Annotated in this window: 20 protein-coding genes; 3 read left to right on the top strand and 17 right to left on the bottom strand. The window is 53.3% G+C overall.

From position 1 onward, the window contains the following. Positions 1 to 40: 40 nt before the first annotated feature. The gene (locus tag ACQKLP_RS21935) at positions 41 to 1,300 is read left to right on the top strand and encodes a tyrosine-type recombinase/integrase (RefSeq protein WP_427325117.1); all 1,260 of its coding nucleotides are present in this window, start codon (positions 41 to 43) and stop codon (positions 1,298 to 1,300) included. On the opposite strand, the gene ACQKLP_RS21930 is transcribed toward ACQKLP_RS21935, so the two are convergent. After that, positions 1,295 to 1,522: a helix-turn-helix domain-containing protein gene (locus tag ACQKLP_RS21930; RefSeq protein ID WP_427325116.1), complete on the bottom strand. Its 228-nt coding sequence runs from the start codon at positions 1,520 to 1,522 to the stop codon at positions 1,295 to 1,297. The genes ACQKLP_RS21935 and ACQKLP_RS21930 overlap by 6 nt on opposite strands. Before the next feature lie 274 nt (positions 1,523 to 1,796). Between ACQKLP_RS21930 and ACQKLP_RS21925 the strand changes: the two genes are divergently transcribed. Continuing rightward, positions 1,797 to 2,144 carry a hypothetical protein gene (locus ACQKLP_RS21925; protein ID WP_427325115.1) on the top strand — a complete coding sequence of 116 codons (348 nt, stop codon included), beginning with the start codon at positions 1,797 to 1,799 and terminating at the stop codon, positions 2,142 to 2,144. A 53-nt stretch (positions 2,145 to 2,197) separates the two neighbouring features. Continuing rightward, on the top strand, positions 2,198 to 2,455 hold the full coding sequence (locus tag ACQKLP_RS21920; protein ID WP_427325114.1) for a helix-turn-helix domain-containing protein: 258 nt from the start codon (positions 2,198 to 2,200) through the stop codon (positions 2,453 to 2,455). A 191-nt stretch (positions 2,456 to 2,646) separates the two neighbouring features. On the opposite strand, the gene ACQKLP_RS21915 is transcribed toward ACQKLP_RS21920, so the two are convergent. From ACQKLP_RS21915 to ACQKLP_RS21840, 16 genes are read right to left on the bottom strand one after another with little or no spacing between them, the layout of a single operon-like run. Then, entirely contained in the window at positions 2,647 to 3,165 is a 519-nt protein-coding gene (locus ACQKLP_RS21915; protein WP_427325112.1) for a hypothetical protein, read from the bottom strand. Continuing rightward, the gene (locus ACQKLP_RS21910; RefSeq protein WP_427325111.1) at positions 3,162 to 3,680 is read right to left on the bottom strand and encodes a hypothetical protein; all 519 of its coding nucleotides are present in this window, start codon (positions 3,678 to 3,680) and stop codon (positions 3,162 to 3,164) included. Before ACQKLP_RS21910 ends, ACQKLP_RS21915 begins: the two co-directional genes overlap by 4 nt. Further along, positions 3,677 to 3,943, bottom strand: a complete 267-nt coding sequence (locus tag ACQKLP_RS21905; protein ID WP_427325110.1) for a hypothetical protein — start codon at positions 3,941 to 3,943, stop codon at positions 3,677 to 3,679. The genes ACQKLP_RS21910 and ACQKLP_RS21905 overlap by 4 nt, the downstream gene beginning before the upstream one ends. A 20-nt stretch (positions 3,944 to 3,963) precedes the next feature. Continuing rightward, entirely contained in the window at positions 3,964 to 4,254 is a 291-nt protein-coding gene (locus ACQKLP_RS21900; RefSeq protein ID WP_427325109.1) for a hypothetical protein, read from the bottom strand. Between the two features lie 4 nt (positions 4,255 to 4,258). Continuing rightward, a complete protein-coding gene (locus ACQKLP_RS21895; RefSeq protein WP_427325107.1) occupies positions 4,259 to 7,144 on the bottom strand; it encodes a hypothetical protein in 2,886 nt (961 codons plus the stop codon). Positions 7,145 to 7,146: 2 nt separating this feature from the next. Beyond that, a complete protein-coding gene (locus tag ACQKLP_RS21890; protein WP_427325106.1) occupies positions 7,147 to 8,448 on the bottom strand; it encodes a hypothetical protein in 1,302 nt (433 codons plus the stop codon). Then, on the bottom strand, positions 8,441 to 9,208 hold the full coding sequence (locus ACQKLP_RS21885; RefSeq protein ID WP_427325105.1) for a hypothetical protein: 768 nt from the start codon (positions 9,206 to 9,208) through the stop codon (positions 8,441 to 8,443). Before ACQKLP_RS21885 ends, ACQKLP_RS21890 begins: the two co-directional genes overlap by 8 nt. Beyond that, positions 9,205 to 11,166, bottom strand: coding sequence for a hypothetical protein (locus ACQKLP_RS21880; RefSeq protein ID WP_427325104.1), 1,962 nt, complete (start codon positions 11,164 to 11,166; stop codon positions 9,205 to 9,207). The genes ACQKLP_RS21885 and ACQKLP_RS21880 overlap by 4 nt, the downstream gene beginning before the upstream one ends. Next, positions 11,166 to 13,211 (bottom strand): hypothetical protein, encoded by a 2,046-nt coding sequence (locus ACQKLP_RS21875; RefSeq protein WP_427325103.1) that lies wholly within the window; start codon positions 13,209 to 13,211, stop codon positions 11,166 to 11,168. The genes ACQKLP_RS21880 and ACQKLP_RS21875 overlap by 1 nt, the downstream gene beginning before the upstream one ends. Beyond that, the gene (locus ACQKLP_RS21870) at positions 13,211 to 13,498 is read right to left on the bottom strand and encodes a hypothetical protein (protein WP_427325102.1); all 288 of its coding nucleotides are present in this window, start codon (positions 13,496 to 13,498) and stop codon (positions 13,211 to 13,213) included. The genes ACQKLP_RS21875 and ACQKLP_RS21870 overlap by 1 nt, the downstream gene beginning before the upstream one ends. A gap of 11 nt (positions 13,499 to 13,509) precedes the next feature. Continuing rightward, positions 13,510 to 13,845: a hypothetical protein gene (locus ACQKLP_RS21865; protein ID WP_427325101.1), complete on the bottom strand. Its 336-nt coding sequence runs from the start codon at positions 13,843 to 13,845 to the stop codon at positions 13,510 to 13,512. A gap of 2 nt (positions 13,846 to 13,847) precedes the next feature. After that, a complete protein-coding gene (locus tag ACQKLP_RS21860; protein WP_427325100.1) occupies positions 13,848 to 14,270 on the bottom strand; it encodes a phage tail tube protein in 423 nt (140 codons plus the stop codon). A 10-nt stretch (positions 14,271 to 14,280) separates the two neighbouring features. Further along, on the bottom strand, positions 14,281 to 14,718 hold the full coding sequence (locus tag ACQKLP_RS21855) for a hypothetical protein (protein WP_427325098.1): 438 nt from the start codon (positions 14,716 to 14,718) through the stop codon (positions 14,281 to 14,283). Then, a complete protein-coding gene (locus tag ACQKLP_RS21850) occupies positions 14,715 to 15,293 on the bottom strand; it encodes a hypothetical protein (RefSeq protein WP_427325097.1) in 579 nt (192 codons plus the stop codon). Before ACQKLP_RS21850 ends, ACQKLP_RS21855 begins: the two co-directional genes overlap by 4 nt. 3 nt (positions 15,294 to 15,296) lie before the next feature. After that, a complete protein-coding gene (locus tag ACQKLP_RS21845; protein WP_427325096.1) occupies positions 15,297 to 15,614 on the bottom strand; it encodes a phage head completion protein in 318 nt (105 codons plus the stop codon). After that, positions 15,611 to 16,150 carry a phage head-tail connector protein gene (locus ACQKLP_RS21840; protein WP_427325095.1) on the bottom strand — a complete coding sequence of 180 codons (540 nt, stop codon included), beginning with the start codon at positions 16,148 to 16,150 and terminating at the stop codon, positions 15,611 to 15,613. Before ACQKLP_RS21840 ends, ACQKLP_RS21845 begins: the two co-directional genes overlap by 4 nt. Positions 16,151 to 16,298: the final 148 nt, after the last annotated feature.

Genomic DNA, 16,298 nt, shown 5'->3' with positions numbered 1-16,298 from the left:
ATTAACGTCAACGAAAAAGTCAACGAAAATTTAATTGGTTATGCTGAAGCAAGGCTACACTGATCCTCAATTACACCGGTACAGTGGCGATACTGACCAAGAATGGTATGTGGACTTTTACCACACATGCATTCAAAGGAATAAACGCAAACGTGTACAGGTGCGGTTGGGGATCAATTTTTTTAAGACAGCCAAGGAACGGGACAGAGAAGCCCGTGCTGTCATCAAGATCATCCGCGACAGTCTCGAAGCCGGATGGGATCCCCACGATTGCAAACTCGATGTTTGGCTCCAAACCCATCAGCCGAAAATCCCGGAACCGATTGTTACCGTACAAGAGTTGAAAACGCCGGACGGCATTCCCGTTCCTACCCCCGCTACTTTACTACCCGAAGCGCTGGAACTCGCCTACAAAATCCGCCAAAAAGAATTAAAGAAGAAAAGCTGCCAGAACTATGAAACTGGTTTACGCTATGCAATTCCAGCTATCAAGGCCGCAGGAATGGATAAACTCCCATTGGAGAAAGTAAAACGAGTTCACATCCGTATGGTGCTGGAGCAGATAGGGAAAATTCGCCAGGCGGAATACGATAAGCAGGGCAAGGGCAAAATCTGGACACCCAATGCTTTTAACCGATACAAATCATACATCAGTGCTTATTTTGATGCCCTGGAGGAGTGGGAGGCCGTGGAATTCAACCCTTGTGACAAGATTGCGGACAAAGACCCTATCGATTTTGGAACCCACCGGCACGCTACCGATGAGGAATTGAGGATACTAAAACAGGAGCTTCCAAAGCTGCACCCAGAATTATACAACCTTGTCCGATTTGAACACGTAACGGGGATGCGCCCGAATGAAATCCTGCAATACAAGTACAGTATGACTGATTGGCTCAATTCCGAAATAAAGTTGAGTTATATGGAAGGGAAAACGCGAATATATCGCGTTGTACCAGTACCGGCTTTTATGTTGGAGTGGATCAAGGCCCGGAAAGGAATGCAACCGGATAACTATTACGTTTTTGGCAAAGGCCTAAAATCCGGCCCAAAAAGCCTGACCGCAAATAGTTTATCTCGCCGCTGGAGTAGTTATGTTAAAGAGAAATTAGGTTTGAATATCAGCCTTTATTCTTTCAAAGGTCTCGGTGGCGATGCAAAGCGTGACGCTGGGGTTTCCTATGGCGGCGTGCAGGCGGGATATGGTCACGCGTTGGGATCCAGTTCGACGAAGGCGTATTTGAGGAAGGAGGGCGAGCGTTTACGTCAAGAGATAAAGGACAGTATTGTGGATTTATAGTCCCTTCAGGAGTTCAGATACAGTTATTCCTAACGTGTTTGCGATTGCTCGGAGGGTGCAGATCCGAGAGTCTAACTGCCCCGTTTCAATCCGGTGAACCTGCGAATGGGATATACCCGCAGTATTGGCGAAATCTCGATCGGACATGCCCGCACTTCGGCGTAACTCCTTAATTCGAGCACCGAGCGACGCTAAAAAGTCCTCATCCCTAATTTCATCCATTCCACCAAATTGGAACAAAGCCACAAAAATATTGACCGCATTTATGCGGTCAAGTAGAATTTCCCTTATATTCGCTTACTTTGCAGCCTCAAAAATATTGAAGGCATCGCTTAGAACCTGTCCTTACCGACCACTTTCAAGGAAAACAGGGGATCAAGTGAGGCCCGCGTTAGTGCGCGGGCTCTTCTTGTCCGTTTTCCAAACCTTGGTCGGTAAGGGCGGCAAGTTGAGTTCCGCGCCTTTTTTATGTCCGGCGCACCCAAACCCGGATCCCATGGAAAAAGAAAAGCTTACCCCTTCCGAAATCGCCGCATTCATTGCAGTCTTCATTGTCATCGCATCTGCTTATTACTGGATTCCTGTGGTTGTCAATACCCTTAGCGGCACCGGTAAGCCAATACGGGAACATAAGTGGTCAGAGCCCGACTCATACGGCATCCAGCATTGCACTCTCAAATGCGGCACCTCCAGATTCAACCGGGTGCATCCAGGGTACTTCTTCCCGAAAAAAGTGCCGTATTACGAGAACAAGGGGGTGAAGTCCGCTGTGGGGTTCCCCTGCATGGTCGATGAAGCGCACCGGATCAAACTCCCGCCAATTCGAGAGCCCCGAGAATACTAATATTTTTAGCATTTCAGGGAATTCCGTTAAGTTTGTGGCGTAAAATGTGAGCCATGAACAGAGACAGGAAACCGCGAGAGAAAGACTTATACGTCCGGGTCGGCGCCCGAATTTCCAGCCTGATGAAGGAGCGCGGCCTTTCGAACCGGCAGATGTATTATCTCACCGGCATCGACCGGGGCGACATGAGCCGTTATAGGAACGGGATAAGAGAAGCGACACTGTTGACTTATGCGAAGATCGCCGAAGGCTTGGAGGTCGACATTACAGACTTGTTTGTCGATGATGGGCAAAAGCCCAACAGCCTGTAGGTACAAGCATCGTATCTTCCCTTTGACATTTTTAGTATTGCATCTCATGAAATAGCCGGGCATTCTTACTCGGCTTTCAACTTTTTGGCCCTGTGCCGTGTTATCTACGCCTACAAGTATTCACGGGAAACCGTGATTTATCTTGGGATTAACATTTCATGGAGCTACCGGGTAGTCTTGCCCGGCATATTTTAAAATATCTTCGCCGCCTGATTGTACATTGATGAGAAGCTTGCTACTTCCGCAGGGCCGGGAAGATACTTGGCGTTCCCCGTCACCCACTCGCGTTTGTAAGCCGTACAGAGATCTTCGACTGTTTGGACAGCCATTTTCACAATTCGCCAAGTCTGCCCACCTACAAAAAGGCCGCGGCGCTGGGCGTTATTCACGGTGAAGTCTACGCTATCCTCCCACCGATGGAAACAAACGAATCTGCGGAGATTGCCAGTCCCGTTTTCCTTCTTCAAGCTGGTGCCGGCAATCTTCGAGTCGAACTCTGCTGGCCACCGTGCGCCGTCTGCCTGGATGCCGGCGTAGTTATTATTTACGCCACTCTTGCCGTTTGCAGACTCGATCCGGAAGAAGACATAGGCGGCGCATTTGATTTCTTTGGGCACATTCAGGGATTTGATATAGGCGACCACAAGCCCCATTTCTACCGATGTACGTTGGTACAGGAGTTCTGGCTTTTCAGGATATGCGTTTTTCATTTCATACGTTTAAAGAGGCCAAAGCCGACGGTTTTGAATTTGTAGATCATCCAGCCGATCACGGCTACTGCAAGGGCGAAGCCGACGATGGTTACGTTTCTCAGTTTCCGGCCTTTATCGGAACTTTCCGCCTTTAGCTGGGCGTTATCCGCCTCCAGGAGCGCGATCTTCTTGTCCTGCAGTTTCTCCTTCGCATCCGCCAAGCTGCGCGCGGCAATTGCGAGCTTAAAAATTGGATTATTCCGGACGAGACTGTCAGCATTTACATGGTGATCTGGGCAAACGACCCGCAGCTTCCCGGCAGAGGACTTTACGGTCCCGCTGTCGAAGTCGGCGCATGGTGCCTGGAGGGCGATCATTCCTCCGGGTACAGTAAATGGTGATGCCACTGGCGCCTCAAGGATAAGCCCGGCCATCAGATTGTTGAGGGCTGAAATCTCCTGCTCGGTTTCGGTTGCCTTACGGGACGCCGAACAGCCGGCCAGGAGGATCAGGAAAGGAATGAGTCGTTTCATTTCGGCAGAATTTCCATATTGGTTACTTTTTGTTCTAGAATGGCCAGGCGCACCTTGATTTCAGAATACTCTGCTTCCATTTTTGCCTTCCATGTTCGGTCTCGCTCCCGTTCCTCCTTCCCCTCCTGCTTCATTTCGGCAAGCCCGTCAGCGATCATCTTGATGTCGGATTTCATCATCATGATGAACACCGCTCCAAGTACAACCTGGATACAGATTCGGATTACTTCGTTAGCCGTGAATTTGATATTGTTCCAAGTCATTTCGAGTCAGTTTATAATGGTTATTTCGGCTTGTATTTGGACTCCTCGGCAATTCCGGCTTTCTCCGGGTCTTTCACCGTAGCCGTGGCGGCACCGCCTGTTCCGAGAAGACAGCCCGCAAAAAAGATAAGTGCGCCGGAGAGCTTTGCAGGAATGATAAATACCTCCAGCCATTCCAAGCCGAACGCGGCGCCGATCGCCAAAAGGATGTAAATGCTATACGACTGGATCTTCTTCCAGAATTCGGGAGTATTCCCGCTGCCGGAATTGATTCGAAGCCAGATTTCTTTTAAGAGTGCCAGTTTGTCCATTTTATTAAAGTGTTGTCGCCGAAGCGTATGAAGAAATTATAAACCAGGCAGTTCCATTGCTGCGAAACCGGATACTGCTCCACTGAAGGGTAAGTGTTTTCGTGGTTGCCCCGTCGATGGTCTCCGACCCATCACCGTCGATTATGACATCATTGGAAGCGGCGCTGATCTTTTTCACCTCATATACACGCCCCCTACAGCCAGCAGCCGGCGGCAAGGTGATCGTTACCGATCCAGAGTTATTGACCAAAAGCGTGTGCTGCGCCGCCGTCATCGTGGTGTTACCTGTGACGGTGGCAATAGCATTCGATACCGATCCGTTTACATCCAGCGTGGAAACGGGCGCTTCAATGCCAATGCCAAGATTCCCAACCGGAAAGGAGTTGTTCTGTGCCGTATATGAGCCGGAAATATTATAAGTGCCGTTCGAGGCGCCGTATATATTGTTGATCCCGATATGCAAAGCCGTGTCCGAAGTAAAGTAGGCTTTGTAGGCGTGGCTGGCCGCGGTGCTCCCGCCGTTATTCCCGTTGAACCAAACCCGGCCGTTATTAATGATGAAATAAGCCGTATTGAATCCGCCGGCGACGCCGTACCCTTCTGCATGGTTGTCGGAGATATCCAACGAGCCGTTACGGTTGGCGTACAGCGCATGGACGTTGGTACTATCAATTGTATTGCCTCTTACTTGGACGTGCCGGGAGAAGTCCACACGGGTACCGGCATACCTGAGGACGTTATTGGTCACCTTCACGTTATTGAACCGGGCGGAACCGCTGGTCCCGAGCGCGATAATGCCCACATGGGCCTGTGTGGTGGGCGGATGGATGACAGTATTCCCGTCAATTACAACGTTGGTATTCGTTGTCGCGCTACCGAGTGCCACATAGATCGTATTTGTCAAGCTTCCGGTGCTGGCGCGGTACAGGTATTTGTTACCCGTGATCCGGATCTCCCCGCCCACCTTTTCACTGCCGCTGCCGGAATATGCCAGGCCACTCCCCAGGGTCTCATATACGGGCCCGGTGAAAATGAAGGTATTGCCCTTGATGTTGAAGGAAGTCTCCCGAACCTCGAACAGTAAAACACCGTAGCTTTTGGTTGACCCCATAATCACGGTGTTGTCCGAAATAGTATTGTTCGCCCCGCCGGTGCTGATCGCACCGTAGGAGGTGTTGTTCACGATGCTGCTGTTCTCAACGTTACCGTGGAAGTCAATGGCGCGGCCACCGTTGGTGGTGCTGTCCAGGAAGGTATTGTTCAATACCCGAATCCCGCGGTTGACCAGCGGATAAGAATCGATTCCGCCCACCGTAAGGCCGTGGGATTGCCCATAAGCGTAGTTGCGTTCTACGACTATGTTCTGGCTGTTGGCCACCACGATCCCGTATGGGTTTACCTGTTGGGTCAGCTGAACGGCGTAACAATCCTGTATCGCGCTATTAATGCAGTGATAGTAGTTGATATTCCCACGGTTCCCGTTAATGCTCTTCACGTTCCGGATGGTATAGTTCATCCCGTGCTTTATCCCGATGCCGATGGTGTAAGTCTTACCGTCTATGGTCAGGTCGGAGATGCTGCCGGTGATAGGTGTTACCTTATACACAGTCGTCGAAGCAGTCGGATAGCTGCCGTTCAGTCCGTTCTGGCTGTATATCGTGGTCCCGGTGGTGCTTTTTGTAGTAAAGAAGTATTCTCCCTGACGGTAATAGTTCCGGTAGGCGCTGTAGCTAAAAGACGTAGTGTCACCGATCATGATCAGGTCGTTCTGGGTCACTGTTGCCGATGACGCCAAGGCCAGGGATGTATCCAGGGGATTCGCGTTGCTGGCCAGGTTCGGGAGCTGGGTCACAGTACCTTCCCCGTAAATAGCCCAGGTATCGGGTGCTCCAACGGGCGGCGGCGTGCCTGTGGAGGGTAATGCGACGATCACGGTTTTATCTATCCCGGCACCTATAAGGTTAACACCGTTTCTCATCACGATATCGTCGCTAATAGCATATGGAAACGCTGAAAGGTGTACGTTCGGATAACCGTTCAGGTGCGCGGCATTGATTGCACCCTGTATTGCCGGCAAGTCATCCGTGGTGCCATCCCGAAAGGTTCCGAACCAGTCCACGAAGACGTTCCTCCGGTCGAAGATGCGACGCCAGTACCCGGAGGATCCGGCGAAGGTGATTCCATTATCAACAATTCCTGAAGCTTGCCATTGGAACCAGCCGCCGCGTAGTGTGTCCGCTACATGTACAAGCTTGGTGGGCGGGCCAAATAATACCAGCTCCCCTACGGAAGCAGCTTTACCGAACAAAGAGTCCTTCATCTGTCCGAGTGTTACAGCCTGCTCGTTGGCTATCGCCGGTACTGTTTGTATATTCCCCTCAGCCACAATCGAAAGATTCGCATATGATGGAAGCGTCCCCACTTGTAGCGGCGCGGCAGGAAGCGTGCTGGTTGCAATTCTAAATGCATTGTCAACCCTTCCCTGCCCGCTGATCCAAAAACTTGCATTTTGCGCCGCGGAGAACTGGTTGGATATCCCGAACTGAGGCAAATCCGCCTTCCGCAAGTACGGTATCAGCATTGAGGCGGAGTCGGAGTATTTCATGTAGGCGGATAAATCCACGAGAGTCGCAAACTCCCTCCAGATCCCGAGGTTATCTCTCCACCAGGGGCGGTTGTGCCAGTAGCCCAACTGACCGGAATCCCCAACAGGATTAAAGTTTTCATCCATGATGTTCTTTCGGGTCGTGTCCCTTGTGAGCAGGAAATACCCGCGCGGCCAAAGACCGTCGTAGGCGTTGTTCACCGCATTGTAATTCCACGGCGTTTCGTTCTGGGCTTGCGCCACGGCGGAGATAAAGACCGCCAAAATCGTAAGTAATCTTTTCATCGTCATATACGTATTAATGCGGGGAATCCCACGTTTTCAGGACGAGCCTCCGAGCCGCCCGAAGCCAACATACCCCCCGATGAGCCGAGGTTCGGCTCGCCAGGCGTATTGTCGCGAGAGGCAACAGTGTTTGTCCCATCACTTTTCAATAGTTCGTCGTAACCACCGTTGGTGTGGTTATGCAGCAGGTTTTGCGATGCTTGCGTCGAACCAACGATATTTGGTTCCGTCCGGTCGGGATCTTTCCCCGAACCGAGGTCAAGGAAACGCGGAAACCAACCATCGTACTTCGGAACCATGATTACGCCGCCCCCGCGCGCCCATTTCGTCGGGTTCGCTGCCGCCTGGGCAATGGATACCACAGAACCGGGATAGGCCGCCGCAAGCGCGACGCAGTAGTCGTCCACGCCGGGGAACTCGTTGGCCTGCAGCGTCTGACGCTGTGCGCGAATGAGATCCGGGCCTGGTATGCCGCCGAAGACAGGCATGCCGACGTACTTCCACCGGTCGCCCTGGGCAACTACGTACCACACGGTACCAATCCGGACAAGCATTACGTAGTCGATTTCCCCGAGAACAACCCGGGCAGGATTGAGAGAGACGCCGCGCACCATGGTCTGCCCTACCGGAGCGGCTACGATGGACTGTTTATTCATCCCGCCGCCGGTTCGGATCACGCACAGTACGTTTTCCGGGTAGGCGGCGTTCAGGGTGTAGGTGATCGCCAGCGTGGTCGCGGACTGCAACAGGATCAGTTTCCGGTCAAACCCGGCACCTGCTGTTACGCTGGATGTAACCACCTGCACGCCGGAGGTGAACCGGGCGATTGCATCAGGAGTGGCCACCACGCTACTGATTACCGGCTTGAATTCCAGTTTATACTTCTGCCCGTTCACGAAATACGCGCCGGTCTTGGTGTGGTGGAATCCGCCACCGGAAACGTTGTTCTGCCATTCCGGGCCTTTCTCCATGAAGCCGGTACCACGCAGATCAACCCCGTATTCTTTACCGTCCAGGTAAGCATCCACCAACCGGATCGGCTTGCCGAACGTTGGACTGCCGGGGGTTGCGTCATTCTCCAGTGTGGCACCATGCATCTCGCCGCCGATGGTGTACACCCGGTCAGGTACATTCACGGCCGAGCCCAGCTGGTCAGCGATAATGTCACCGGCTGTTTCTACAGGTATTTTATACGCCCTTTTGGTCGCAGGGTCACCCACCACCATCGGCCAGTCTTTGGTGACGGCTATTCCGGGCGGCAGATCCTGGACGGCGACAAGGTTCACGATATCAACTTCAGGCATAACCAGGGCTTATTAAGTCGTTATTGTCAAGGTTCGGGCTTACCCCCTCGTTGCTCTGTCCCGTCCACAGGCCCATGTCAGGCGTGGAGGACGCGAAAATGACAGACGGCACGAAAGGTGCATCCCACTCAGCCAGCAGGCTGAAATCGCACCCGGACGTATAGCCGGTTAACTGGAAATATTGATTCTCCGCATAGGCGTTGAATACGCTGATGACGTCGTCGGCATTGTAGGCGATGCCCATCAGGGCGCCCGGAGCAGTGCCGTCGGAATTGTACCAGAACAGCGACACCGGGTAAGGATCCGGGCAACCGAAAAGGCGATCCATGGAGGCGTCGGCGAGGAATACGTCCGCCGGTATCGGCTGGAACACGTCCTCCTGCATCCCGGTGCCGGTGGCGGACATGTCGAATTTGATCACGTCGCGCATCTGGCTGGTGAAATTCAGGCTGGTGATCAGCATGCTGCCAGAAAGGGAGTACCCACCTACGGCATATGCTGAAGCCCGCCATTTCACCTCCGCGCCGGCGTCGGCCCACTTCTTCAGCTGCACCCAGTTGATGTTGGCGCGGAATACCACGACGCCCGGCACCTGTATGGTGTAGCTGATATCGTCGGCCAGGAACTTCCGCCAGCGGGTCGTAGGATCAACGATCCGACGGGTGCTGTACTGGAAGTCGAAAACGCAGTCGGTGGCGTAACAGATCGGCGTTTCCACTCCGTTCAGCTCTGTATAGATTATGAAATCTTTGCCTTTCATTCGTCTCCCTCCTCTTCGATATCAAATTCACGGATTTCAACCTGCGCGCCGCCTTCCGGCATGATCTCGATCAGCGAGACCTCGTGCGTGCAGGTGAGGTTGTTATAAGTGTCGCGCAGTTGGAGGAATCGCTTCCCCGGCAGCGCGTCGAATTCGATGACGCTGTAGTATTCCAGCGAATTACTGTACAGGCTTCCCTCCCAGCTTTGAAGCGACCGGGCGTATTGGTCGATGTGTGCCCGCGCCATGTGCCGTTCGATATCGTCGGCGGCAATGCCTGGTTTGCTACTCTCCCAACTGGCCACCGGCTCCATCGCGGCACCGGTGAAAAGGGTATTGGAGGCCCCGTCGTCGCCGGTATCGATGAACTGGAAGGACTGCGGATCTGTACGCTCCCTGGAGAATTTTGCACCGTTGATGGTAATCAGCCGGCGGCCTTTGGATGCCAGGTTGATGATGCCGAGTTTGGGCGGCCACAGTGTGATGGAATCTACAAACGGCCCGTCTACTGTCTCGGATAGCTCAAACGGGGTATAAAAAAACAGGGATAGCTTAAACGAAGTGGGTGGCGGCCCTGCGGGCGAACCGAGAGGGCGCGGTGGCGGTACAGGAAGTGATTTTACCTTAAAATTACCGTCTCGTTTCCTTCCACTCCGGGAAAGCGTCTGCCGGGAAGTGTCTTCCACGCCAGGGCCATCAGGAACCCATTCGCCTCCCGACCCCATGGTGAAGCCGCCATAATCCGGGTCATCGCTATCCAGATTGATGAGAAATGCGAACGATTTGGTGTTACTGAACTGGTATTTCAGTTGCAGGTCGATGATCTCTCCGGGCTTGATACGCATGTCCTGCGTATCAGGATAAAACCCCTGACTGATGTTGTGCAGGCTGTTGGTACTGAATGGGATCAACGCTCTATACGGGCTTTCAATGGTACCATCCCCAACGCGCGAAAGCGCCGGCGTGCCCAAAGAGCGATGCCATTGGTCAAAGCTTGATCCATCGAATGTTTCCCAAGTGAAATTTAATAATTGGTTAATCCCCTGGTATTGGACTTCAAAAGTCGCTTTCTTCAACGCCGGCACCATCGGCAGTTCCGGATCATCGTCGATCGGTAGCACGTCAAAAGCGCCAACGGTAGACCCACCGGAAGCCAGCATTTCAGGAGCGGCGACATCGGCCACGGTGGATTCGTCGTCGTAACGCTCCACGGTGAACGTATCGCTGGTAAGATCCTGCATGCGGACAAACCAGACCTGCCCGCCGGCAATAAAGCAGCGGGCGTAAAAGGCTTTGCAGAAGGCCGTAATCACATCGTGTACGCTGACAGGGCCGGTAACGAAATCGTACAGGATGTCCGTATGAACAAACACCCCGTTCAGCAGGCGCTTTCCCGCTTCGACGTTTGAGGGGATCAGGGAGCACAGCACGTTGATTTTGGTGCCGGGATCCACGATCTGGTACAGCGCGCGGGTCATGATGGCCTCGTACAGGCTCACCTGGTCGTATAGCAGCTTCTGGTCGGCATCGTACATATCGAAGTTGACAGCCTTGGCGTAGGCGAAACCGTCCACAGCTTTCAGGGTGATGGTGTACGGCACGTGCTTCCAGGTTCGGGTGCAGAAATCAGGTTTGATGTAATACACGCCATCCAGCACACTGTTCCGATACACTTCCACCCGCCAGCGGCGTTCACTGGATTCAAAGAACTCCTCAGGCAACGGTTCACCGGGAGCGCCGGTATACTCGTAAGCGAACGTGATCTGGCGGCCAATGATGAAATTGGCTTTTTCGTCGTCCGTCTCGATCCGCTCAGTGATGAGGGGATCGCCGGACGGGATCAGCGTGTATACGGAGCCAGCCGCCTGTTCGCCATCGAGGATATCGACGCGCCAGGTCGCCGGTGTCACGGTGTGACGATCGCGGAAGGAGAAGGTATATTTCAGTTCGTACGCCATCAGTTCACCCTCCCCTGCTGCGCCGCAGCTTTTTTCATGATGATGTACAGATCCTGCCCACGCACTTTGGTGATGAGCTCGCCGTCGAAACCGCGCATCCCCCCGAATGCCTCGCGCCAATCTTCACTGGGTACAATGGCTTCTTTACGGCCGGGATTGTCACCGACGCGCGCCAATTGGTCGCCGTAAACGATACCGCCGGTCGCAAATGAGGGAATTTGGGAGGCGTAAGCTTTTAGGGCACCTCCTGCTATAATTGCGGCAGCACCAGCAACTACAGCTGCCGTGGAGTTAAGTCCACTGATTGCTATTTTGATACCATCCAGCACACGACTGTACACAATTAGCTCTTTACCGAGCGCTTGCATGTAGTTACCCAGGATTGTTAAGAATGATGTCATTGCGGATCGGATCCCATCTTGCGAACCGATAATTGCGGCCCCAATTCCGTCACCTAAGGCCGTAAAGGCGTCCAAAACAGTCTGTTTAGCTTGTGCAGATAACCTTTCATTTAAAGCCAAAAGCTCTTTAGAAAGTACATTGCCTAAACTATCTACTCCTTTCTTGAATGCTTCATGATTAAAACCAACAGTGGGCAAAGCTTCAATCTTCACCGGCAACTTAATTGTGACCGGTGTACGCGTCAACGAGTTTTGCAGCTGTTCGATCTGCGTTTTAATCTGGTTGAACAGCTGATCACCCGGCCTCACCCCGAGATCAGAAAGATCCTTCAAGGCCTTCTCGAACACGCGGATTTTATCCACGGCGAGGCTGGATACGGTACCGCCGACGGCCGCGAAAGCGACGTTCAAGCCGGTAAGGTCTTTATTCATCTCCGCAATCACATCGGAAATGGTTTTGCCGGCCGCTTTTGCTTTATCGGCCTGTATATCGAAAATTTTGCTACCGAATTTCGCCGCCAGGGCGTCCTGACGTTTGATCAGTTCGTCGATGGTTTTAGCCAATTCCTGATCCTCCTTATTCAAACCGGAGATGTCGCTCTGCAGCCCGCTGACTGTTGCTGCGGCAGCAAGGCCGGCCGCCTGGAACCTATCCAGCTGCTGCGTGGCACCTATACCGATGCCTCCTTTCGGCGCCTTTGCGGCCTGTTCGTCGATACGACGTGCATTTTCCTGCGCTTTGGCCAGCTTCTCAATCTGCTTTGTGCGCTTCAGGTCGATTTCCAACCGTTCGGCGGAAATCTCACCAATCTTCTTTTCGATGGCGCGAGCCTGGGCAGTAGCGATAATAGACTGGCGGAGTTTGTCGTATGCGGCGGCGCCCTGACCTGCCAGAATGGCCTCATTGCTGAGATTCCGGAAATAGTCGGGGTATTTCTTCTGCAGTTGGTCGATGATCTTGTTGCGCTCAGAGAGCGGAACGTTGAGATTTTGGGTCGCACGGTACAGACCGTCCAGTTTGGCCAGTTCCTTCTGTGCATCCTGCGTGCCCTCCAGCATCGTCTGGTTTACCGCTTTCTGGATACGGGCCTGTTCGTTGAGCGGGTTAAGGATAGCATCAATAGCCTCCGTCAGGCTGCCGTACTTCTGCACAGCCATCGTAGCGGCGGTAATCGCCAGGTTCAGGCCGAGTACAACGCCACCGGGGCCAATTATCGACTGCCCCAATGCTTTCAGAGCACCACCAGCACCTCCCGCCTGTTTGCTGAGGCCGCCCAGCTGCGTAATAAGTTCAGAAATGTTATTGCCCACGGCGATGAAGCCAAATGGGGCATCCTGCACGATTCGGGTTAAACCAGTGAGAGAGGTACTGGCGTCAGCAGCACCTTTCCGGATGTTGACGAGCCCCGCACTGGTTTTCTTGGTAACCTCGGGGATAACATTTCCCATAGAGGTCAATGCATGCATCGAGATGCGCGTCGTCCGCGCCACCTCCTCCAGCAGTTTTTCGATCTTACTGAGATCGACGATCGCGGCATTGGCACTTTTTCCGACGGATTCCAGCGCTTTACTGACGTCGTTGGCGGCATTGCGCGCATTATTGGTGTCTGCTGCAAATATTAGTTTGATCCCGGCATCTTCCATCACTCACGGTTTTGCAGACGTTCCCACGCCTGGTTCATCACTTCTATATCCGGCATTGAGTTGTCCAGCTTGTCGGTGTACAGCGGCCACTCATCCTGCATCATACGGAACGACTTCTGTTTCTTGCTGTTCGCATTGAACGTCAGCCAGTACAGCATGCGGAAAGGCTCCTGCCGCTGCGCGTCGCGCGTCCGGTAACCCTCAATTGTCCAAACCAGCTCTTGCGGGCTCAGCTCGTCAAATTGTTCAGGAGAAAGGCCAACATCGCGGATGGCCGTTTTCTCCAAATCGACGAGGGTTATTTTTTTTTATCGCCTTCCTCCTGCGGTGCATCTTCTGAAGGCTGCAGCCCCATGGCGTCACGGAACGCGGATAACACCGGCACCTGTTCGGTGGGCGACATGTCGTCCATCCACTCTTGCACCTCCAGCAGGGAAATCTGGCAAATCGTTTTCCTACGGGCATGTTCCCGCTGAATTCCGGCCAGCACAATTTTGGCAGCCTGATCTTCATCCTGCCCGTCGTCTTCAGCAAGCGGATCTTTGTTCAACAAAGCACGCAGGAATTTCAGGGTGCCGGCGTCAAATCGCAGAGCACGGGGTTCACCACCCAATTCAAATACTACATCTTTCATAATCACGGTGTTGGTGCGGTTGCTACGGTACCGGAAACATTCAGTTCGCCGGAGAAGGTTACGAATTCGTTGTACGGGGCGCTCTCGTTATAGGACGAGATGTATGCGGTAAAGGCGCGGTAGTAGGAATCGTCCGCGTTGGAAATCTTCCACTCCTTTTTGCTTTTGGCCTGGGCAATCTCCAACAGGTTTTCCCCGCTTACCTCTGTGGCGGTCGGATCCAGTTTGAAGAAGCCCTCAAACGATCCCGTCCAGGTAACATCGCCGGCCTCCCGGTCGATCCCGCATTTGGAATCCCCGTTCAGTTCTTCGACGGCGAGGTCGATATCAGTGGCGGTAAGGCAGGCGAGCACTTTCCAGACTGGCACCGCGGTCGTTCCTGTATTCAGGTAAAGACCGACGTCATTCGCTTTCAGCTTTGCCATTATTTTACATTTAGAGTTGGTTTACAATAAGTTGAAACCGGATGGCCTTCTCAACGTAGCGGTAGCGGGCGTCGGAATACCGACGAGAATCGCTGCCCTCTACGTTGGTGACCACTAACTGAAAATCGGGAGCCAGTGAAAGCTGGGTAACAGGATCTGGGTTAACAATTTGGGTAATTTGGTTGGCAATGTTGTCCGCGAACAGGGTATTGCCGGGATCGGCAAGTGCAAACCGGGTGACAACATGCACTATAATCGTATTGTATGTGATGAAAGTCTGTTTATCGCCGTTCTGGTTACAGGTCTGCGACCCCAGAACGATATACTGGTCAGGCGCTGATACGTCCGCCGTCCCGTCGTAAATAGGCACCGGCTGCCCCTGGTGGAGCACCGCGCCGTTACAGGCGAGGAAGATGGCATTTCGTATGGCTGCGCCGGGATCTTTCATTTGAATAATTCTTTCAGTCTTTTTACTACTTCCGCTTTGTTCTTCACGTATGCCGGGTACAGGAAAGGCCGAGCCGGTAAACCGCGTTCGAGGATCTTCACCATGATGGAGTAGGTCACGTTGATGTAACTTTCCGTCCCATCAGAAGCGGTGTAAATCTGGCGTTCCGGGATTCCGTGGCGCTTCATCCACGCCCGGATGTTTTCTTCGAACTCGTCCCAGGTGCCAGGATACGGCCCCTTATACTTCATGGCGTATTGCGCCCACTCCGTCGGGACCTGCACCTGCCGACCAGTGCCCCATTCGATGAACGGGGCGTATTTGGACGAATTCAGCACCTCGTACTTGTTCTTCCCGATCGCACGTACCTGCTGGTGGGAAATAAGCCCGCCGCCTGCACCGAGATCGATAGCGCCTTCCCGCTGGATATTGCTGATCGCATCGTCGTTGGTGTCAAAGGCAGCAGCCTGTAGGATATCATCGACATCATCGGCCAGCTTCTTGTCCACCTTCTTCAATTTGGCGAAAGCCTTATCCATGCCCTCGATCTTCAGCGTATATCGTACACGCCCCATGGCCTATACTTTTTCGGTGATCGTAATGAACCAGAACCGCTCACGGAGCGTCGGATCGATGGAGGAGACGGCGTAAACCTTCCCCAGCATAAAAACCAGCATATCCAATCGCGGCTCAAAGCCATCGCGGAACCGCAGGCCGATCTTCCTGGCATTCGCCAGGGACGGCCGCATACCTTCCTCATCCGTTTTACTGCTGACTTTCTGAGAGGAAACCCAGTCCGTTAGCACGTCATTGTATGTGGTGACCCTGCCGCCGCCGGCTACCGGGGTTGATACGGGAAACCGGAAAGTGGCCCTGTAGCGCATCTGCCCGATCATAACCAACGGTTTTTGTCGTACCCTGCCAACATGTAAAGAACATCTGTGTTGAGCTCGCCGGTCTTGGTGGTGTCACCCCGGTTTTCGTACATCCAGGCGACCTGCTTCAGGATTCCCTGTTTCAGCGCCTCCGGGGCAACTTGATACCCCGCGTTGTACGTAAGAGTCCACCAACCGGGAGCGCCTTTGAACTGTTTGAATTCGTCGCCGATCACGGTATATTGAGAAGTGGTGATAATCACCGTGTCGTCCCAGTCATACCGGAATGTGGATTCCGTGATCTCGCCGATGGGGCCGTAAGGCAACTGCAGCGGATAGCATCCATCGTGGGAAAAAGTCACTTTCAGCGGCCGTACCGCCAAGAAGATATTCAGACGCTTCTCCAGTAGCTGACGGGCGCCGGTGAGCATGCCGGTGATTACCGCATCGTCATCGTCAAAGCTCACCCGCAGGAAATCCTTTGCTTCCTGGAGCGTTACCGGTTCAGCGCTTGGGCTGGTCAGTTCCTTGACGTCTTTTATGCGGTTGCGGATCATTTCTTCTTGTTACGGTTCTTTCCTGCAGGTTTAAGCGCTTCCGGTGATTCCGGTGATTCCGGTGATTCCGGTGATTCCGGTGATTCCGGTGATTCCGGTGATTCCGGTGATTCCGGTGATTCCGGTGATTCCGGTGATTCCGGTACGT

It is taken from the genome of Chitinophaga sp. NPDC101104 (assembly GCF_050277495.1).
In the GTDB taxonomy this organism is placed as follows: Bacteria; Bacteroidota; Bacteroidia; order Chitinophagales; family Chitinophagaceae; genus Chitinophaga.
Note: the sequence above shows the minus strand (reverse complement) of the source record. Positions and strands in the feature narration are given on the sequence as shown.